Origin of the sequence: Microtetraspora sp. AC03309 (assembly GCF_020826795.1) — a bacterium.
Taxonomy (GTDB): Bacteria; Actinomycetota; Actinomycetes; order Streptosporangiales; family Streptosporangiaceae; genus Microtetraspora; species Microtetraspora glauca.
In genome coordinates this window covers 1-20,421 of sequence record NZ_JADDIL010000077.1, presented here as the reverse complement: position 1 = coordinate 20,421, position 20,421 = coordinate 1, and the positions used below count along the sequence as shown (strand labels likewise).

The following is a 20,421-nucleotide window of genomic DNA, read 5'->3' as shown; positions in this document are numbered from 1 at the left end:
ACGGTCATCGGATTTATCGCATTTTCGCCGCGCCCGGCGTGCTCCGGTGCTCCGGTGCTCGCGGTGCCGGGGTTCACGTGATGACCAGGCACGGCGCCGGCCGTACGGTCACCGTGATTCGCCGTTCCTTCGCCGTGCCTTCGCCGTGCCCACCGCGATTCCTGAGCGCACGGCGGCACGTTCCGCCCGCATGGGACGCATTCATAAAGTTTTTGACGATTCAAGTCGAGAAATGTCACAGTTTCGATATCACGTCCGGGTCGCCGCCGCGCATCGAGTCCGTCACCGATCTTCCTGACCCGTCGTCAACCCCCCTATGGTGAGGCGATCGATAGGTAGCCCGGCGAGCCTTTAGGACGGTACATGCGGGGGCGGACACCGCTGGTCATCCGGCGCGCGTTGAGCGAGCCGCTCCTGCTGGTGGCGGCGTTCGGCTCGATCCTTCTTGCCACCACCACGCTGGTCGCGCTCATGGCGTACGCGGCCTCCGTCACCGACAGGGGTGTACGGCAGGCCATGGAGACCGCGCCGCTCTCCTTCACGTCGACCACCGTGACCTCCTCCGTGCGGGCCGACGACTACGCCCGCATCGACCAGAGGGTCCGTGACCGGATCGCGCGCGGCTACGCGGGCGTCCCCAACCGCGTGGTGTCCGGCGCCCGGTCCGACTCGTACGCGATGCCCGGACAGGAGGGGCGGGACCGCCCGGACCTGACCCGATTCGCCACGTACGACGACCTCCGCGAGCACGCCGAGCTGGTCGCCGGCGCCTGGCCCGGTGAGAGCGCCCCGAACGCCGGCACGGGAGCGGACAAGGGTGAGAAGGGAAGCACGGTCGAGGCCGCGCTGTCCGAGCCCGCCGCCGCCGCGATGCGGCTGAGCACGGGCAGCGAGTTCGAGGTCGTGGGCCGGCTGGACGACCGCCGCGTCCGGGTCCGGATCAGCGGCGTCTTCCGGCTCACCGCCCCGAACGGCGGCCGGTGGACGGGTGACGAACTGCTCCGCGCGGGCAGCCAGGTCGGCGACTACACGACATACGGCCCGCTCCTGATTCCCGCGAAGACGTTTCTCGGCCGGTTCGCCACCGGCGTCTCGGCGACCTGGCTGGCCGTACCCGATCTGGGCGGCCTGTCCCGAGAGGACCTCCGTCCCCTGGCCGCGTCGGTCACCGGCATCTCGGACGCGCTCAAGGGCGACTGCGCGGGGTGTTCGATCTCCACCGGCCTTCCCGGCATGCTCACCCAGCTCGACCGGGCCGCGCTGGTCGCCCGCTCGACGATGCTGATCCCGGTGCTCCAGCTCCTGGTCCTTGCGGCGTACGCCCTGACCCTGACGGCCCGCCTGCTGTCCGACCACCGCCGGATGGAGATCGCGCTGCTGCGGTCCCGGGGTGCGGGATCGGTCCGGCTCGCCGCCCTGGCGGGCGGTGAGGCGCTGCTGGTGGCGCTCCCCTGCGCGGTGGCCGCACCGTTCCTGGCGCCGCCCCTGCTCGCGCTCGTCGGCGGCGCGGAGGTGCCGTTCTGGCAGGCCCCCGGTGTGAGCACCTTCGTCATCTCCGCGGGAGTGGCGCTCGTCTGCGCCGTGCTGCTCGCGCTTCCCGCCGTCAGAGGGGCCCGCAGGACGTACGTCGAGGAACAGGGGGCGCGCGGGCGCGGTGACCGGCAGGGCCTGATCCAGCGAGCCGGGGCCGACCTCGCGTTGCTCGTGGTCGCGGCGCTCGCGATCTGGCAGCTACGGCTCTACGGCGCCCCCGTGACCGAGACGACGGGCGGCGATCTGGGCATCGACCCGCTGATCGTGATGGGACCGGCGCTGGCACTGCTCTGCGGTGGCCTGCTCGGCCTTCGACTGGTCCCCCTCGTCTCACGGATCCTGGAGCGGGCCACCGCCCGGCGGGCCGGATTCGCACCCGCCGTCGGCGCCCGCCAGGTGAGCAGGCGACCCGCGCGCTACTCAGGTCCTGCGCTGCTCCTGACGATGGCCGTCGCGATCGGCGCGCTGTCCCTCGCCACCTCCTCCACCTGGAGGCAGTCGCAGGACGACCAGGCCAGGCATCTCGCGGGCGCCGACCTGCGGGTGGCCATCCGGCCGGACGCGGGAGACCAGAAGCAGGCGTTCTCGTCGCTGCCCGGTGTCACCGCGCTCATGCCGGTCCACCGCGTACGGGCGGCCATGGGGGGCGGCGACGTCGATCTCATCGCGGCGGAGGCGACGAAGCTGAACGAGATCATGCTGCTCCGCCCGGACCTGTCCGACCTTTCGCTCGCCGCACTCTCGTCCAGGCTGGCCGCGCAGGAAGCGGCTCTGCCGGTCGTGGTCACCGAGGACCTGGCGAAGAGCGACACGCTGACCGTCGGCACGGCACCCGTCCCGGTCATGGTGGTGGGGACCGTGCGAGCGATGCCGGGCACGCCCGCCGGCACCTCGGCCGTCCTCACCGACCTGTCCCTGCTGCGCACCGCGGCCAAGGTCCCGGCGGAGGCGACGGAGTGGTGGCTGGCCGTCTCCGGCGACGACACCTCGGCCGCGGCGGCCGTACTGGCGAAACGGGGGGCGGAGGTGACCGACGTCGGCGCCCTGAACCGGCAGCTCAGGGACGACCCGCTGGCGGGCGGCCTGCAGGGAGCGCTGGTCCTCGGCTTCGTCGCCGCGCTGGCGTTCGCCGTCCTGGGGTTCCTGGTCAACGCGGCCGTGTCCGCGCGAGAGCGCAGGTCGGAGTTCGCGCTGCTGGGCGCGCTCGGAGTCAGCTTCCGGCAGATGCTCGGCCTGCTCGCCGTCGAGCAGTCGTTCGTCATCGGGTTGTCACTGGTAGGTGGCGTGCTGCTCGCCGTGGTGGTGGCCATGGCCGTCGTGCCGTCCATCGTGCTGACGGGGCAGGCCACGACGGTGACACCGTCGGTCATCCTGGACATCCCGTGGCCGAGCATCACCGCGCTCGGCCTCGCGGTCGCGTCCGTGCTCCTGGTGGTCGTGATCGGACTGGCCCGCACGCTGCATCGGCGCGGGCCCGGTGGCGTGCTGCGTTCCGGGGAGGACCGATGATCCGGCTGCTCACAGCGCACCGGGGGACGGCGGCGCTGCTCGCCCTGCTCGCGCTGACCGCGTCGTTGCTGGTCGCCGGGCTTCCCCGGGCGCTGGAGGCGTCCCTCGACGAGAGCGCGGAGACCCTGCTGCGGACCTCGCCCCCGTTGACGACCGCGCTGACCGTCAACCTGGACGGCACCTACAGCTTCGACCCTCCGAAGAACGTCGAGCAGACGGCGCGGAAGAACGCCCTCTGGCGTGCCGCGATGCCGCCGAGCGTCCAGGGCGTGCTGGACGGCACCGCCAGGTACGGCTACCTGACGAGCAAGATGCAGATCACGGACCGGCGGCACCGCTATCTGTACCTCGTCTGGGTCAACGACACGGATTCACGGATCAGGTATGTCGAGGGCAAGGCTCCCGGACGGAGCGACACACCGAAGCACTTCGAGGTCGCTTTCGCGGCCGATCCCGCCGCCCAGTTCGGCATCAAGGTCGGCGACACGGTCCCGTTCGAGGGGTACCAGGCCACGGTCACCGGCCTCTACGAACCGCTGGACCCCGACGACGCGTTCTGGACGGTCTACAACAGGGGGATGTCGGAGGTCGTCAGGAGGCAGGAGCCGCTCGCCGACGAAGAGGACCACTACATCACCGGCCTGGCCAACGGCGACGCCCTGGCGTCCGGGAAACTGGACCTGAACTACAGCTGGGTCTTCCAGGTGAACCCGGCGGCCCTGACCGCCCGCAACGCGCGGGACGTGCTCGCCGGGGTGGTCGAGGCGGGCCACAAGGTGCCCAGCGCGCGGCAGGGCACCTCCGTCACCACCGGGATCTCCACCCAAGGGCAGGGCGTCTCGCTCGCGACGGGACTCGACCAGCTGATCGCGGAGTTCCTCGACCGGCTGTCCACCACCCGCGCGCTGATGGCGGTGCTCCTCGGCGGCCTCGCCGTGGCCTGCCTCGGCACGATCGCACTCGCCGTACGACTCCTCGGCGCCCGGATGCACGGCAGCCTCTCCCTGATGCGGGCGCGCGGCGCGTCACTGCGGCGGATCACGGCCATCGGGGGCGGGGTGACCGCGCTCGCCGTGGTGCCCGCGGCGCTGGCGGGCGCCGGGCTGTCCTTCCTGGTGCGAGGGCCGTACCTGCCGATGCTGCTCGCCGGTCCCGTCGCGCTGGCCGTCGCGGCCGTCGCCTACGCGTGCGCGGAAGCGGCCCGCGACCACCGGCAGCCCCTCAACGAACGCCGGGACGACATCGTGGCGCGCAAGCCGTCCCCGAAGCGGATCGCCCTGGAGATCCTGATCGTCCTGCTCGGGGCCGGAGGCGTCCAACTGCTGCGCACCCGCGGGCTCGGCGACGACCCGTTCCTGATGCTGGTGCCCGCGTTCCTCACGGTCGCCGCCGCGCTGGTCGCGCTCCGCCTCTACCCGTTCCCGCTCCGCCTGTTGCTGCGGCTCGCCGCCCGCCGCAGGGACGCGGCGCCGTACCTCGGGCTGGCCATGGCGGCACGCGCCGCGACGGGCGCCACGCTGCCGGTGCTGACCCTGCTGCCCGCGCTCGCGATCTCCGCGTACGGCGCGGTCGCCGCGGACGGGCTCGGTACGGCGCAGCGCCTGGCCGCCTGGCAGCGGGTCGGAGCCGAGATCCGGGTGGAACGGCAGCAGGGCATCCCGGCGGACCTCATCGAGCGGATCAGGCGGACGTCGGGGGTCAAGGAGGTCGTCCCCGCCGCGATCGGCCAGTCCGTCGCCGAGGTCGGGTTCAGGGGCCGCGACACCGCCGTCGTCGCGATCGACCTGAACGCCTACCGGCGGCTGGTGGCGGGCAGTCCCCTCGACATCCCCCGGCCGCCCGCGGGCGGGGCCCTCGTGTCACCCGACGTGGCCGCGATGTCGAGCTTCGACATCGGCTGGCCGGAGCGGATGACCGTGCGCCCGCAAGGCAAGATCACCTCACTGCCCGGTGTGGGGTCCCCCGACCTGGCGCTCGTCGTCGTCCCGGCCATGCCGCAGCACACGAACACGCTGCTGATCAGCGGAGACCCCGCCGCGGTCAAGGCGGCCGTGCCGGCCGGCACGGTGGTCCGCACCATGGAGGACGAACTCGCGCAGATCGCCGCGGCGCCGCTCACGTCCAGCCTGATGACCGGGTTGCGCGTCGTGACGCTCGCCCTCGCGGCGTACACGCTGGTCGCGGTGGCGATCATGCTCATCTCGGGAGCGGCCGAACGGGCCCGGGCCCTGCGACTGCTGACCGCGATCGGCCTGACGGGCCGCCAGGCCAGGGTCATGGCGGTCCTCGAAGTCGGCCCGGTGCTCGTCCTCGCCGGATTCGCCGGGCTCGCGCTCGGGCTCGGCCTGCCCACGCTGCTCGGAAAGGGCATCGACCTGTCCGCCTACGCCGGCCTGCGGTTCGGCGACTACCCGATCGACCCGGTCATGCCCGCCCTGCTGGCCGGCGGGATCGCCCTCGTCGCCCTGGCCGGCATCTACCTTGGAGGCAGCCGTGCAAAGTCTCGCTGATCTGGAGGCACAGGCCGGGGCGGCGAAAGCCGCCTTCGGCGCGGCCGCCCACATCCTGTGCGACAACCTGGTGCGCATCTACAAGACCGAGGGCGTCGAGGTGGTCGCCCTGCAGGGGCTCGACCTGCTGATCGACAAGGGTGAGCTGATCGCGATCGTCGGCGCGTCCGGGTCGGGCAAGTCGACGCTGCTCAACGTGCTCTCCGGGCTGGACGTGCCGACCGCCGGGCTCGCCCGGGTCGCCGGCATGGACCTGCTGTCGATGACCGCCCGCGACCGGCTGCGGTTCCGCCGCTCCGTCGTCGGGTTCATCTGGCAGCAGACGGCCCGCAACCTGCTCCCCTACCTCACGGCGCAGGAGAACGTCCTGCTGCCCATGCGGCTGGCGGCCAACAAGGCGCATCGGGCGCGGGCGGCGGAGTTGCTCGAGCTGCTGGGCGTGGCCGACTGCGCCGGACGGCGCCCCGGGGAGATGTCGGGCGGCCAGCAGCAGCGCGTGGCCATCGCGGTCGCGCTGGCCAACTCTCCCGAGGTGATCCTGGCCGACGAGCCGACCGGCGAGCTCGACAGCGACACATCGGAAGACGTCTTCGGCGCCCTGCGCCGGGCCAACCGGGAGCTCGGCGTCACCACCGTCATCGTCACGCACGACCCCATGGTGGCCGACCAGGTCGACCGGACGATCGGCATCCGGGACGGCCGGACCTCCAGCGAGACGCTCCGCCGTACGTCCGAGGACGGCGGCGTGATCGCCGAGGAGTACGCCGTGCTCGACCGGGCAGGCCGCCTGCAGCTCCCGCGTGACTTCATGTCCGCGCTGGAGATGGAACGCCGGGTCCGGCTTGAGCTCGAACGCGACCACATCGGAGTGTGGCCCGCCAACCAGGGAGACGAACAGTGATGACGAAGCAGCCGCTGGTCGTCGCCGAAGGCGTGCGCAAGGTCTATCCCAAGGGGGTCGAGGCCCTGCGAGGGGTGTCGTTCGAGGCCTACCCCGGAGAGCTGGTCGCCGTACGCGGCCGATCCGGATCAGGCAAGACGACGCTCCTCAACATGATCGGCGGCCTGGACCGGCCGAACGAGGGCCGGGTCGAGGTAGCCGGGCGGACAGTGACGGAGCTGCCTGAGGCCGCCCTGCTTGAGCTGCGCCGGGACATGATCGGCTTCGTGTTCCAGTCCTTCGGACTGATTCCCGTCCTGTCCGCGGCCGAGAACGTCGGGGTGCCGCTCCGCCTGACCCGCGCGGCGGTCGCCGAGCGTGAGGAGCGGGTGCGGATGCTGCTGACCTTGGTCGGGCTGGGCGATCACATGAACCAGCGGCCGTACGAGCTGTCCGGTGGGCAGCAGCAGCGTGTGGCGATCGCCCGGTCGCTGGCGAACCGGCCCCGCCTGCTGATCGCGGACGAGCCGACGGGACAGCTCGACTCGCACACCGCACTGCAGATCATGCAACTGCTCCAGGCCCTCGTCCGCAGCGAAGGGGTGACGGCGCTGGTCGCCACCCATGATCCGAAGCTCATCACACTCGCCGATCGTGTACTCGAACTGCACGACGGCGCCATCATGCAGGAGACCGCCGCCTGACCTGGTCCGTCGAGCCCCGGAGCGAACGGACAGCGCCGGAACGCGGCCTGTTGGTAAGGCCGGCCCCACCAGCAGGGGGCGCGCCACGAGGTTCAGGTCTCTCTTCTACGCTCAGAGAAGGATGGCGGCCTCTGGCCGCGGCGGGCATGCGCACGTGGAAAGTGCCGAGAACACGCGGAGGCGGCACATTCCTTCCCCGAATCGGGTCTCATCCTGGACGTACCGGCACTGGCCTGTCCTCAAAACCAGCGAAGTGCCGACACCCATCGGCGAGTCGGCACTTCGGCCGGACGGCTCCGGCACACGCCTGAGCTGCCCGGCCACCCTCATCAGCCTCCCGGAGTTCGAAGGCGCCGGCGAACATTACAGCTACGGAGGCCGCGCCACGTCCACCAGCACATGTTCACCGGCCTCGTACGCCGACTTACCGATCAACAGTGCCTCACGACGTAAGCCGAAACCGTGGCCGCCGAGCCTGGACTCACCGCGTTCCCCGCACCGCCGCGCCCAGCGGCCAGCCGCCGATCCAGTGGTGTGATGGCGGCTGGTCAGGGCGAGGCCAGCGCCTCTGTCGGGGCCAGGTGGCTGGCACGGATGGCGGGGTAGAGCCCAGCCAGGCCGCCGATCAGCAGGGTGGCGGCCAGACCGCCTCCCAGTGCCCAGATGGGGATCACCATCGGCAGGGCCTGGATGGCCGCGTACACACCGGTCACCGCGGTGCCCAGGAACAGGCCGCCGAGACCGCCGAGACCGGACAGCAGCAGCGCCTCGGCCAGGAACTGGACGCGGATCTGCCCCTGCGTGGCGCCTAGTGACCGGCGCAGCCCGATCTCGGCTTTGCGTTCCAGGACCGAGATGACCATGGTGTTGGCCACGCCCACACCCCCGACGACCAGGGCGACCGCGCCGAGGCCGAGCAGCAGGCCGGTCAGAGCCCGGTCTGTCGCCTGGCGGGCGGCGAGCGCGTCGGATGGCCTGGACACGTTCACCTCGCCGGGCACCTGAGGTTTGGCGGTGGCGGCCAGCACGGCGCGCACCGCTTCCACGGCCGAGTCCTCGGTGCGGGTGTAGATCGTGGTCGGATGCCCATCGAACGACAGGTACCGTGCGGCAGCGGGCCAGCCGATCAGGGCGGAGGAGTCCAACTCCGGCGCGAGCGGTGCCGCGTCCAGCATCCCGATGACGGTGAACCAGTGTCCACTCAGGTACACCCGCCGTCCCAGTGCTGTGACGCCCAGCCGTTCAGCCGCCGTCGAGCCCAGAACGACGGCTGGGTACCTCGCCGTCGCGCCGTTGAGCCAGGTGCCTCGCGCTACGGCCGCCCCGATGAGATGGGGGACGGTCAGCTCTGTGGCGACGACGGCGATGCCTCCGCTCTCGGCGGCAGGGATCCGATCGTTGCGGTAAACGTGCGCGTCGGGCAGCAGCGCGGTGGCGGCGGCACCCGTCACCGGGCGGATCCTGCGGATCATGGCCGCCGCCTCCTGCGGCAGCTGCGCCTGCTTCCCGAAGACGGTCTGGCCCGGCGCGACCGTGAGCAGGTTGGTGCCGAGTCTGGCGAGGGTCCTGTCCAGTTCGGCTGTGCTGGAAGCGGAGATCCCGACGACCGACACCATCGCGGCGATCCCGATGGCGATGCCGAGGGCCGACAGGAGGGCTCGCAGCGGTCGGGTGCGCAGCCCGGCCCCGCCCACCCTGATCACGTCCCTGGCCGATAGCGTTGTCATGGCAGTATCCGCCCGTCCCGCATGCACACCTGCCTGGGCAGGGCGTGCGCGATGTCCAGGTCGTGTGTGATCACCACGATCGTGGTTCCTGACGCGTTCAGCTCCTGTAGCAGCGCGAGCACGCCCGTGCCCGCCGCTGAGTCGAGGTTGCCCGTCGGCTCGTCGGCCAACAGCAAGACGGGCTTGCGCACGGCCGCCCTGGCGATGGCCACGCGCTGCCGCTCACCGCCGGACAGCTCGTGTGGCCGGTGCCGTACGCGATGGCGGAGGCCCACCTGGTCGAGCGCCTCCAGCGCGCGGGCGCGCCGCTGCCCGAGCGGCACCCCTGCATACAGCAGTCCGTCGGCCACATTGTCCAGCGCCGACGCGCCTGTGGTCAGGTGGAACTGCTGGAACACGAACCCGATCCTGGTGGCCCGCAGCTCCGACAGGGCGCGGTCCGGCAGCGTGTCCACGTCCTGGCCGTCGAGGCGCACCCGGCCACTGGTGGGTCGGTCCAAGGTGCCGAGGATGTGCAACATGGTGGACTTTCCCGACCCGGACGGCCCGACGATGGCCAGCAGCTCGCCCTTCTCGACCTCCAGCGAGACGTCATCCAGCGCGGTGACCCCACCGGGGTAGGCCTTGGTGACGCCCTCGAGCCGCGCGATCATGTCGGCATCCCCACCTTCAGGCCGGCGGTGAGCCCCTGTCCCGACACCTCGACCCGCCCACTGGCGAACAGCCCCGTCCGGACCGGAACGATCCGGCCATCCCCGAGCTCGACGCCGTACCCGCCCTCGGACAGCACCAGGAGCGCCGCGACCGGCACTGTGAGGACGTCCTTGCGCACTTCGGAGACGAGCGTCACATCGACCGCCGCCCGGTCGTAGCCGACGGCTCCGATCGCCACGGTCAGCTCCACTTTCGTGGTCGTGCCTCCCTGATCGGAATTGACCACGAAGTGCGCAGTGGCGACCTTTCCCTGGACCTGCTCGCCGGTTGGTGTCTTGACCGTCGCCGTCGCGCCAATCTTGGCCAGTCGGTACTCTGTCTCGTCCAGCCGTACGGTGACCAAGTGCGCGGTTCCGGTGACGGTGAGGAGAGGAGAGCCCGGACGGACGAGCGTCCCAGGCACTGCCGTCTGGTCGTTGACGCGGACGGCGTCCGGCTGGAAGACGATCCGGCCGAGCTCGACCACGCCGGTCTGCTTGACGCCGAGGTCCTTCTGCCACTTCCGTACGGCCCGCGCGCTCTCCCTGCTGAATACGTCATCGACGGTGAAACCGCGATAGCCGAGTTCGCGCAGGTTCTCTTCCAGCTGCCGGACATCGGCCCCTCGCACGCCGGACCGCAGTGTCCGGTAGGCGGGCACCTTGCCGTACAAGAGCACGGTGGGAACCTGGTCGACCTTGAACAGCACGCCACCGCGCCGGACCGTCGAGCCGATGGCGGGGAGCGCGGTGACCGTGCCGGCAGCGGCCGCGGCCAGCGGGCGCTCCCGGCCGTAGCCCACGATCCCCGTGGCCGTCGTGGTGTCGGCCAGGTCCTGCTTGGTGACCTCGGCGAGAGCGGCGGGCACGGCGTCGCGGGTGACCGGTTCGTCTCCGCGCCCGCCAAACACGATTACCGCGGTGGTGGCGCAGACCGCCGCAAGGATGAGCGACCCGGCCGCGATCCGGCCGGTCATGCCGCGCGGCACTTTTCCATCGCGGCCTTGAACTTCGGGTCGTCAGGGCTGGCTCCGAGGGCTCCGACATCCAGCTGGAGCCTTCCGCTGGGGTCGGGGTCGGGGAACTTAGGGTATCCGTTCTCGCGCATGCACTTTGCCTGCTTGCGCGCGCTATCGAGATCTTGAGTACTCGGCTTGCCTCCCTGTCCGCCGGGGAGGAGGTGACCGCACTTGGCCATCGCCGCGTCCATCTTCTTCTTCTCTGCGATGTCGCTTCTGACCTGGAAGCGGCCGTCGGTCGGGTCCTTGATGTCGATGCCTTCACCTCGCATGCACCGGGCGAAGGCCACCTCTCCGTCACCGGCGGCCGAAGGGCTCGTGGCCGCGCTCGCCGTGGCGCCGCTCGCGGTGGCGACCCTGGGCTCGGGTTGGGCGCCGCAGGCAGTCAGGGTGAGGCCCACGGCGAGGAGCGTGATCAGCGTCTTCGTCTTCATGGCCCCGGAGTTCATCGCAGATCCGATTACCGTGGCGTTAGCGCGAACGTTAACCGTGGCGATACACACAACCGGATAGAACTTCTGAGCGTGCGTGTTCTGATCGTTGAGGACGAACCGGTGCTGGCCGACGGCATCGCCGAGTGGCTGCGTCGCGACGCGCTGGCCGTTGACGTGGTCAACGAAGGCGGCTCGGCGCTGGAGCGGCTCGGAGTGAACGACTACGACGTGGTCATCCTTGATCGTGATCTGCCCGCCGTCCATGGGGACGACGTGTGCCGATCGATCGTGGAATCGGCCACACGAACCCGCGTTCTCATGCTGACCGCTGCTGCGGCCGTACGGGATCGGGTGGCGGGCCTCCAACTCGGCGCTGACGACTACCTGCCCAAGCCGTTCGCACTGGCCGAGTTGTCGGCCAGAGTGCAGGCACTGCTGCGGCGCACCGGGCCCGCCACGCCTCCAGTCCTCAGCCGCCGTGGCATCCGGATGGATCTGGCCAGGCGGGAGGTTTACCGCGACGGACGTTACGTCGCGCTGTCGCGCAAGGAGTTCGCCGTACTCGCCGAATTGCTGCGCGCCGACGGGGCGGTGGTGTCGGCCGAAGACCTACTGGAGCGGGCCTGGGATGAGCACATCGACCCGTTCACCGGCGTCGTGCGGGTGACGATTCTGAAGCTGCGCCGCAAGCTGGAGATCCCCGTGATCGACACCGTTCCTGGAGCCGGGTACCGGATCGCATGAAGAAGCTCACGATCAGGGCCAGGCTGACCCTGGTGTACGCGGCGTTCTTCCTGGTGGGCGGATTGGTGCTGCTCGGCGTCACGACCCTGCTGGTGTCCCAGCAGGTGCCGTCAGCCATCAGCGGAAAGCACATTCTGTCCTCTACGCCATCTGGACCGCCGATGGAAGAGGGACGGCAGATGCTGAGCGAAAGGATCCGCGCGGCGACCACCACCGCCCTGATATCGCAGGGCGCGATCGGGCTGCTGCTGGTCGGCGCAGCCACAGTCGGGTTCGGCTGGCTGGTGGCGGGCCGCGCGCTGCAGCCCCTGCACCACATCACCGAGACCGCGCGGCGGCTCGCCGTGGGAGCGGGGCGGGGACTGCACGAACGGATCGTCATGGACGGCCCGCAAGACGAGGTACGCGACCTGGCCGACGCCTTCAACCTGATGGTGGAGCAACTAGACGCGGCCTTCGACGGACAGCGCAGGCTGGTCGCCAACGCCTCTCACGAGTTGCGCACCCCGCTGGCCATGAACAGGACGCTGGTGGAGCTCGCGGTCAGCAGGCCTGGCGCCTCGGAGGACTGCATCCGGCTCGGCACGTCGTTGCAGACCGTCAACGAACGGCACGAACGGCTGATCGACGGCCTGCTCACGCTGGCCGACTCCGAGCACGGCATTACCGAGCGCACCCCCGTCGACCTGGCTGACATCGCCGGCCACGTCTGCGACCAGTTCGGCGTGCCCTGCGACGGCGCGGCCGCCGCGATCACCAGAGGTGATCCGATCCTGCTCGAACGGCTGGTACAGAACCTGGTCGAGAACGCCGTCGAGCACAACGTGCCCTCCGGGCTCGTCTGCGTGAGCACGGAGACCGTCGGCGAGGACGCGGTGCTGACCGTGGCCAACTCGGGGCCCATCGTGCCGCACTACGAGATCGAGTCGCTGTTCCAGCCGTTCCGGCGTCTCAATCGCGAGCGTACCGGTGGTGGGAGAGGGTTCGGCCTCGGCCTGTCCATCGTGCGCTCCATCGCCCGCGGTCACGGCGGCTCGGTAACGGCCGTCCCTCGACACGGCGGCGGCCTGGTGGTAACCGTGCGGTTGCCCGGCCCAGGCACCGCCTCGCCGCGAGAGGCCGTGTGACGCACGCGGCCAGCTATCTGCCGGCGGAGCTATCCCATTGCCTGACCTGCGGGAACATTGCAGATGGCGGCTGGTGGGGCCAACCTTGACGGCACCCCAACGCCGGGCGGGGTTGGAGGCCGACTCGGAACCGAAGGCTGTGCCAAGGGCCGGACGGCCGATCGGAGACAGGGCCGGGGCCTGGAGGCCGACCCGGATACGTGTGCGAGGGCCGGAAGGCCGCTCAGATCCCGATCCGGGGCCCGGAGGCCGACCCGGATACGTGTGCGAGGGGCGGAAGGCCGGTCGGAGCCCGCTCAGCGGCCGGTTCGGCTGGCGACGATGATCTGGACGGCTCGCTCCAGAGCGTATGCGGGGTCGGTGCCACCACCCTTGACCTGCTCGTCCGCCGTGGCGATGGCCTGCATGGCGCGGGAGATGCCTTCCTGGCCCCACCCGGTGAGCTGGCGCTTGACGCGGTCGATCTTCCACGGAGGCATGCCGACATGGCTGGCGAGCTGGCCACCCCGCAGATTTCGCGGAGCACCCCCGACCTTGGCGAGCGACCGGAGGCCGCCCGCGAGGGCGCTGACGATCAGCACGGGTGCCACCCCGGTCGCCAGGGCCCATCGGAGCTGTTCGAGCGCTTCACCGAGCTTGCCCTCGACGGCCAGGTCGGCGATGGTGAACCCGCTGACCTCAGCCCGGCCCCGGTGGTAACGGGCGACCGCGGCCTCGTCGATGGTCTTGCCAGGGGTGTCGAAGGCGAGCTGGCCGCACGCGGCGGCGAGTTCGCGCAGGTCGCTCCCCACCGCGTCGAGCAGCGCCTGCGCGGCGGCGGGAGCGATCGATCGGCCCGCCCGCTTGATCTCGGCCTTGATGAACTCCAGCCGCTCGCCGGGCTTGGTCAGCTTGGTGACGGTGACGACATCGGCACCGGCCTTCTTCACGCCCTCGACGAGGGCCTTGCCCTTCACACCACCCGGATGGGCCAGCACGAGGACCGTGTCCTCCGCCGGATGGGCCGTGTACTTGACGATCTCGGCTATGACGTCCTTGGACAGGTCCTGGGCGGAACGGATCACGATCACGGATCTGTCGCCGAACAGCGACGGCGACGCCAGGCCGGTGAGCTCGCCGGACTCGACCTTGCCGCCGACCAGGTCATGGATCTCAGCGCTCGGGTCGGTGGCTCGTACGGCCGCCACGACGGATCCGACCGCCCGGTCGGACAGGAGTTCCTCGTCGCCGACGACCAGGGTCACGGGTGCGGGATTCGCCATGCCTGGCAGCATGCCACGCCCGGCCTCCCCACCGGGAACCGGACCCGGAGGAGAAACGGCCGACTGAACGCCCCTCCAGCCCCTCAGCCCGCTCTCCCACCGTATGGAGGCCGTACCGAAGCCGTACCGAAGCCGTACCGAAGCCGTACTGAGGTCCTACCGAAGACCTACGGAAGCCATCCTCGCCGGCTCCCGCCGTCCGGCGATGGTGGTCAGCGATCCTCGGTCGCCGGCGCATCGCCGGCCCCTTCTCGGCCCGCGGGCATGGCCGTTCGAGGCTGTGCCACCCGGGGCTGCTCGGGCCGGCACTCCGCCGCAGGGCTCAGGGGCCGGCCGTCGGCGATCCATTCCGTGATCGAACCGTCGTACACCCGTACCCCGGCGATGCCGGCCGAGCGCAGGGCGAGCCAAACGGCCGGGGCGGAGATCGCCGCTCCGCAGTACGCGACAACCGGTGTGCTGACGCCGATCCCGGCCGCGGCGGCCGCCGACCTGATGCGGGACGGCGGAAGGTGCAACCCCGAGGAGTCGACGAGCATGCGCATCGGCAACCTCGTCGCGCCCGGGATGAGCTGCGGCTGCTCAGCCCAACTGGAGTCGCGGCGGCAGTCGACGATGGGCAGGCCGGCCGCCTGATGGGCGAGCACGTCGTCCAGGCCGGCGACCGCGGGGCCGGCCTGGCTCAGGAACGGCGGGCGAGTCGCGCCGGGCCGCCAGGAGGTCGGACCGGTCTCCACGGGCCCACCTGACCGCAGCCAGGCGGGCCATCCACCGTCGAGGCGGAACGACCGCTCGAAGCCGTGAGCCCGCATCAGCCATACCAGCCGCGCCGCGGTGAACTGGTGATTGTCGTCGTAGGCCACCACGGTGGTGTCGGTGCCGACGCCGAGGCCGGCGAGCGCGGTGGCGAGCGTCGCGGGATGGGCGGCCCGGCCCTGTGGCTGCGGGCTGGGCGCCTGGGTGGCGTCGAACCCGAGGTAGACGGCGCCGGGCACGCGTGAGCGGCGGTACAGGCCACGTCCGGCCGGACCGTCGCCCACGGGCCAGCGCGTGTCGACGATCCGGACCGACGGTGCGCCGATCAACCCGGCCAGCTCCTCACACGAGACGAGCAGCTTCTCCACAGTGATCCTCCCGGTGGCCATAGTGGCGTTGACGGCGTCCCATGACCACGTCCGTGCTCTATCGCAGATGATCACAGAGATCGGCCCTCGCCGGAGGACGGCGTTCAGGAGGAGCCGACGCGCGGCGGATCGACCGGCCGTGGGGCGACCACGCGGAGGGAAACGAATGTGGGGCCGGGGCTCGTCTCGCGGAGGGCAACGAACGTGCGGCCGGGGCTCGTCTCGCGGAGGGGGGCGATCAGCGGTCATCGCCGCGCTGGACGACGGCGAGGCGGCCGTCGCGCTCGATGACCGCGATGTCACCGGACAGGTCGGTGCGGTAGGTCCGCATGCCCAGCAGGTGAAGGCGAGCCATCGTCAACGGTGCGGGATGCCCGTAGTCGTTGCCGGTGCCGACGCTGATCAGCGCGGCACGCGCCCCCGTCTCGGCGAGAAAGGCCGGCTCCTGTCTCAACGAACCGTGATGCGGCACCTTGAGCACATCGACCCGCGGGATGCCCCGGCGCCACAGGGCGGCCTGTGCCTCGGTCTCCAGGTCACCCGCGAGCAGTGCCGACCCGATGAGAGCGCCCCCCGCGCCGGACCACCGTACGAGCAGCACGACGCTGGCGTTGTTCGCGATCGTTCCTTCCGCCGAACCTTCTCCGGAGGCGTCGGGCTCGGGTGCGACCACCGTGATCTCGGTGGCGCCGAACCGCCATCGGCCGCCGGGTGGGACCACCCACTCGGGGATCCGCCGCGCGCGGAGTTCCGCGGACACGCGGGCACTCTCGCCCGCCGGTATCCGTCTCGGGCTGACGACCGCCGCGCCCACCGTGCGCCCGCGCAGCACGCCCGCCAGCCCACCTACATGATCGAGATGCGGATGGCTGAGGACCAGGAGAGGCACCCGCCTGACTCCGAGATCGCGCAGGCACCGGTTCGCGGAGCCGGGCTTCGGACCGGCGTCGACCACCACGGCGCTGCCCGGACCGGTGGACAGGGCCATGCCGTCCCCCTGCCCGACGTCACAGGCGACGAGCAGCCACCCGGGAGGAGGCCACGGTGAGGTCGGCGGACCGATGACGAGGACCGCGACGAGGGCTCCGGCCACCAGCGCCGCCACGGCGTACCGGCGGGCTCTGCCGCGCAGAACCAACCAGCCGAGGACGGCCGCCGCCGCCAGGAGTGCGAGCCCGGTCAGGCCACCGGGCCAGCCGATGGTCGCCGCCGGAAGCGCCGCCGCGCGCTCCGCGACGACGATGATCCAGCCGGCGGCCAGCCCCGCCGGACGGACGAGAAGCTGAGCGACGGTCATGTTCATCGGAGCGACGATCGCCGCGCCGAAACCCAGCACGGTCGCCGGTGCGACCGCCGGGCCCGCCAGCAGGTTCGCGGGGATCGCCACCAAGCCGAGCTGTCCCGACATGAGCACCAGTAGCGGGGTCACGGCCACCTGCGCCGCGGCCGGTACGGCTATCGCCTCCGCCGCCCAACGGGGCATCCGCGCCGCCATCCGGTCACGCCACCGGGGAGCGAGGACGAGGATGCCGCCGGTGGCGAAGACCGACAGTGCGAAGCCGTACTGCCGGGCGAGCCCGGGATTGAAGAGGATCAGGCCGAGCACCGTCGCGGACAGTGCGGTGACGCCGTCCCGAGACCGTCCCGTGCCCAGGGCGAGCGCCGCCACCACGCCCATGGCGAGTGCCCGGACCACGCTGGGAGACGGCCGGGCGACCACGGTGAATCCCGCCATGGCGACGATCGCCAGGACCGCCCGCGCGGGAAGCGGAAGCCCCGCCATCCTGGCGATCACGAGTGCGGCTCCGGCGACGAACGCCAGGTTGGCACCGGAAACGGCCGTCAGATGGCTGAGTCCCGCGGCGGTGAAGTTCTCCTTGATCTCCTCGTCCAGACGGGAGACGTCCCCGACGACCAGACCGGGCAGCAGACCACGCTGCCCCTGCGGGAGCACGTCACAGGCCCCTCGCAGACCCGAGCGCAGCGCCCCGGCGGCCCGCTGCAGCGCAGAAGGCTCGGTCAGCACCTCAGGCGGCCCCCGGACCAGCAGCACGGCGGAGGTCAGGCTCCCCTTGTCTGCCACCCCCAGTCGCCCCCACACGCGGACGCGCTGACTGGGCGACAACGTTCGCCAGCCGTCCCCCGATGCGAGAACGATCACCGGAGCATCGACCAGGATCCGCCCGCCCGTCCCCTCTCGTCGGCCGTCCCCAACGGAGGCGGCCGAGCCGGCGGGGTGGGAGTCGAGGAGCCCCGAGCGGGAGACGGGAGCTCCACCGGGTGTGCCTCCTCCGGGCTCGACGGTGAGCATCCGGGCTTCCACCACGACGCCGTCCTGCCGGGTCAGACCGCCCCGCTGCGGTCGCGGCCTGGGGTCATCGCTGATCTCGATCACGGCGGTGACCGTCGCACGCCGGGCGGCGAGTTCGGCCACCGGGCCGCTGCCGACCGCATGCACCGTGAAGGCCACGACCGCCGCTGTCGCCGCGCAGCAGACCAGCACCCCGAGGGCCGTCCCCGCCACCGGGCCGTACGAGCGGCCGATCCGCCCGGCACCAGAACCGGCCCCATGAGCCATGGCGCCACGCAGGCGGCCGACTCCACGGGTCATGAAGCCGTGTGCGCGGGAAGTCGCAGGGGCTCCGGGGCCGCTTTTCCGGGCACGCGGGCGGCGGCGCTTGGTCGCCGCCCAGATCAGCAGCGCGGCGGACGCGGACCCGACGGCCACGACGGCACCCGTCGTGGCGGAGCACCCGATGAGCACGAGCGCGACCAGCCAGCAAGAGATCGCCGGGCAGACCAGACGCAGGGAGTGCCCCGAAGCCCAGGCGAGGCCCGCCGTCCCGGTGTGCGGCCGCTCAGACGCTGTGGGCGAAGCCGCCGGACCGAGCCTCCGCGCCGATCCGCTCATGGCGTGACCCTGCCTTTCAGGTCGGCGAACTTCTGCGGGCCGATGCCGGAGACGTCCTGGAGTTGGTCGATGCTCTGGAAGCCTCCGTGGGCGTCCCGGTACTCGACGATCCGCTGCGCCAGCACCTCACCCACGCCGGGCAGATCCTGCAACTGATCGAGTGTCGCGGAGCTGAGGCTAAGCGTCGTGATCCCTCCGGCGCCGGTACCGGCCGGGGCGCCCGGCGGGGCGGGCACACCGACCACGATCTGCTCGCCGTCCACGAGGCGCCTGGCGAGATTGAGACCGTCGGACGAGGCACCGGCGCGCGCTCCCCCGGCCGCCTCGATGGCGTCGACGACTCTGGCTCCGGTGGCGAGTGTGAGCACACCGGGTTTCCGCACCTTGCCTGTGACATGCACCGTCACCCCGGCTGCCTGCGACAGCGACGTAGGACCGGAAGCGGCACCGGAAGCGGCGCCGGGGAGAACCGCTCTCGCGGCGGCTCCATCGGCGCTGATGGCCCCCGCACCCGAGGGAACGGGCGGTGTGACGGGCTCGGCCACCGGCTGTGACCGCCAGGCGTAGATCCCCGCCACTGCCGCGGCGAGCAACCCGAGAAGAACCAGAACGCGCAGGCCGGGACGCCCGGGATCGAGCAACGGCATGGTCTCCTTCAGCGCCGAGCTTCCGTCGAGAACCGCTCGCCCCCTCGACAGGGCGTTTTCCCTCCAGGTGGAGCCGATGCGCTCCGGCGGCGTCGGCGGCAGACAGTGGTCATCCTGCGCTGCCTCGTCCTTCATCGGCCGGGGCCCGGGATCCGCCCACTCACCCCCGCTTCCGGCGCCCCGACGTGAGTCGTCGACGGGGCGCATCGCGATGTCCACCGACGATCCGTCATGGTCGGGATCTACTCCTGTCGCAGGCCCAGACCGCTCCGGCCGCTTGCTGAGGACCTGGCCCGGAGGCCGGGGCCGGCCCTCGCGATGTGCGCGTGGCGGAAGAGCATCAGAAGCAGAACCGCCGTGGGGAGACCGGGCCTGTGGAGAACGGCCGAAGGACGGCGGTGGTCCTGGACGCGCGGATCGGCCGGAGGAAGGCTCGGAGCCCCCTGGTCGGCGAGGCGGTTCGGACGGCCGGGACGCCGGCCGCGCCGGCCGGGCATCCAGGAGGAGGCGGAGACGTGCCTCGGCGGCGAGGCGGTGGTCCGGCTGCTCCTTGGTTCGCACGCCCGTGACGTTAGGCGCGCCCGTGCCCCCGCGACGGCCCCGCGGTACACCCTGTGGAAACCAGTGCGCCTGTGGAAATCAGTACGCCTACGGATGGGCCGGCGCGATCGTCACCCCGAGCAGGCCGGGACCGACATGCGCTCCGATCACGGCTCCCACCTCGACCACGGTCAGGCGCGATGCCGCGGGCACACGGGCCGCGAGGCCGTCCGCCAGTGCCCGCGCCCGCGCGGCCGCCCCGAGATGTTGCACGGCGACGCTCACCGCGCCGTCGGCGGTGGCCTGGACGGCGAGGTCCTCCAGCCGGGCGATCGCCCGGTTCGCCGTTCGCACCTTCTCCAGGACCGTGATCGTGCCGTCGGCGAGGTGGAGCAACGGCTTGATCGCGAGGGCCGATCCCAGGAGGTTGACGGCGGCACCGATCCGGCCGCCGCGACGCAGGTATTCGAGCGTGTCGACATAGAAGAAGCTGCGCGTGGCGGCGGCGGACTCGCCCGCCGCGGACACCACCTCGGCCAGGGAGGCGCCCCGCCGGGCGGCTTCGGCGGCGGCGAGGACCGGGAATCCGAGGCCCATGCCGACGGACCCGCTGTCGATCACCTCGATCGGGACGGGAGCGTCCTTGGCGGCCAGCCTGGCGGCCTCCGCCGTACCGGACAGGGAGCCGGACAGATGGACGGAGACCACGCCGTCGGCTCCCGCGGCGGCTGCGGCGGCGTAGGCGGCGGCGAAACGCTGCGGTGCCGGCTGGGACGTGGTGACGGGCGCGTGGTCGCGAAGCGCCTCGGCGACTCCGGTGAGCGCAGGATCCGCGGTGTCGTCGAACTCACGCCCGCCGATGACCACGTGGAGCGGAACGACGGTGACACCCCACATCGCGCTCTCCGCCGCGTCCAGATAGGCGGTGGAATCCGTGACGACGGCGACCGGCATAGCACGAGATTACCCTTTGTCGACATCATTCCTCCGCGACTGGAACCAGACGATTCCCCCTCGCGCGTCGCGGTTCCGGGAGCGCTTCCCGCCCCAGCCCCCGC

15 protein-coding genes are annotated in these 20,421 nt (G+C 71.5%); 6 read left to right on the top strand and 9 right to left on the bottom strand.

The features are described from left to right. Positions 1–363 precede the first annotated feature (363 nt). From IMZ11_RS34130 to IMZ11_RS34115, 4 genes are read left to right on the top strand one after another with little or no spacing between them, the layout of a single operon-like run. Complete coding sequence (locus IMZ11_RS34130) at positions 364–3,042, top strand: FtsX-like permease family protein (RefSeq protein ID WP_228646528.1); 2,679 nt, start codon at positions 364–366, stop codon at positions 3,040–3,042. Continuing rightward, positions 3,039–5,552, top strand: a complete 2,514-nt coding sequence (locus tag IMZ11_RS34125) for an FtsX-like permease family protein (RefSeq protein WP_228646527.1) — start codon at positions 3,039–3,041, stop codon at positions 5,550–5,552. Before IMZ11_RS34130 ends, IMZ11_RS34125 begins: the two co-directional genes overlap by 4 nt. Continuing rightward, positions 5,536–6,453 carry an ABC transporter ATP-binding protein gene (locus tag IMZ11_RS34120; RefSeq protein WP_228646526.1) on the top strand — a complete coding sequence of 306 codons (918 nt, stop codon included), beginning with the start codon at positions 5,536–5,538 and terminating at the stop codon, positions 6,451–6,453. The genes IMZ11_RS34125 and IMZ11_RS34120 overlap by 17 nt, the downstream gene beginning before the upstream one ends. Next, on the top strand, positions 6,453–7,136 hold the full coding sequence (locus tag IMZ11_RS34115) for an ABC transporter ATP-binding protein (RefSeq protein WP_228646525.1): 684 nt from the start codon (positions 6,453–6,455) through the stop codon (positions 7,134–7,136). The genes IMZ11_RS34120 and IMZ11_RS34115 overlap by 1 nt, the downstream gene beginning before the upstream one ends. Before the next feature lie 548 nt (positions 7,137–7,684). Here the strand turns inward: IMZ11_RS34115 and IMZ11_RS34110 are convergent. The 4 genes from IMZ11_RS34110 to IMZ11_RS34095 are packed head-to-tail and all read right to left on the bottom strand — an operon-like array spanning position 7,685 to position 11,008. Further along, the gene (locus IMZ11_RS34110) at positions 7,685–8,863 is read right to left on the bottom strand and encodes an ABC transporter permease (RefSeq protein ID WP_228646524.1); all 1,179 of its coding nucleotides are present in this window, start codon (positions 8,861–8,863) and stop codon (positions 7,685–7,687) included. After that, on the bottom strand, positions 8,860–9,516 hold the full coding sequence (locus IMZ11_RS34105) for an ABC transporter ATP-binding protein (protein WP_228646523.1): 657 nt from the start codon (positions 9,514–9,516) through the stop codon (positions 8,860–8,862). The genes IMZ11_RS34110 and IMZ11_RS34105 overlap by 4 nt, the downstream gene beginning before the upstream one ends. Beyond that, positions 9,513–10,532, bottom strand: coding sequence for a peptidoglycan-binding protein (locus tag IMZ11_RS34100; protein WP_228646522.1), 1,020 nt, complete (start codon positions 10,530–10,532; stop codon positions 9,513–9,515). Before IMZ11_RS34100 ends, IMZ11_RS34105 begins: the two co-directional genes overlap by 4 nt. After that, entirely contained in the window at positions 10,529–11,008 is a 480-nt protein-coding gene (locus IMZ11_RS34095) for a hypothetical protein (RefSeq protein WP_228646521.1), read from the bottom strand. The genes IMZ11_RS34100 and IMZ11_RS34095 overlap by 4 nt, the downstream gene beginning before the upstream one ends. 90 nt (positions 11,009–11,098) lie before the next feature. Here IMZ11_RS34095 and IMZ11_RS34090 point away from each other — a divergent pair, with 90 nt between their 5' ends. After that, positions 11,099–11,752 (top strand): response regulator transcription factor, encoded by a 654-nt coding sequence (locus IMZ11_RS34090; RefSeq protein WP_228646520.1) that lies wholly within the window; start codon positions 11,099–11,101, stop codon positions 11,750–11,752. After that, complete coding sequence (locus IMZ11_RS34085) at positions 11,749–12,879, top strand: HAMP domain-containing sensor histidine kinase (RefSeq protein ID WP_228646519.1); 1,131 nt, start codon at positions 11,749–11,751, stop codon at positions 12,877–12,879. Before IMZ11_RS34090 ends, IMZ11_RS34085 begins: the two co-directional genes overlap by 4 nt. A 296-nt stretch (positions 12,880–13,175) precedes the next feature. On the opposite strand, the gene holA is transcribed toward IMZ11_RS34085, so the two are convergent. The 5 genes from holA to IMZ11_RS34060 all read right to left on the bottom strand — a co-directional run bounded on the left by holA (position 13,176) and on the right by IMZ11_RS34060 (position 20,317). Next, complete coding sequence (gene holA, locus IMZ11_RS34080; protein ID WP_228646518.1) at positions 13,176–14,141, bottom strand: DNA polymerase III subunit delta; 966 nt, start codon at positions 14,139–14,141, stop codon at positions 13,176–13,178. Positions 14,142–14,353: 212 nt separating this feature from the next. After that, the gene (locus IMZ11_RS34075) at positions 14,354–15,265 is read right to left on the bottom strand and encodes a rhodanese-like domain-containing protein (protein WP_228646517.1); all 912 of its coding nucleotides are present in this window, start codon (positions 15,263–15,265) and stop codon (positions 14,354–14,356) included. A 238-nt stretch (positions 15,266–15,503) separates the two neighbouring features. After that, positions 15,504–18,176, bottom strand: a complete 2,673-nt coding sequence (locus tag IMZ11_RS34070; RefSeq protein WP_228646516.1) for a ComEC/Rec2 family competence protein — start codon at positions 18,174–18,176, stop codon at positions 15,504–15,506. Further along, positions 18,173–18,823 (bottom strand): ComEA family DNA-binding protein, encoded by a 651-nt coding sequence (locus tag IMZ11_RS34065; RefSeq protein ID WP_228646515.1) that lies wholly within the window; start codon positions 18,821–18,823, stop codon positions 18,173–18,175. Before IMZ11_RS34065 ends, IMZ11_RS34070 begins: the two co-directional genes overlap by 4 nt. A gap of 648 nt (positions 18,824–19,471) precedes the next feature. Continuing rightward, a complete protein-coding gene (locus IMZ11_RS34060; protein ID WP_228646514.1) occupies positions 19,472–20,317 on the bottom strand; it encodes a DegV family protein in 846 nt (281 codons plus the stop codon). Positions 20,318–20,421: the final 104 nt, after the last annotated feature.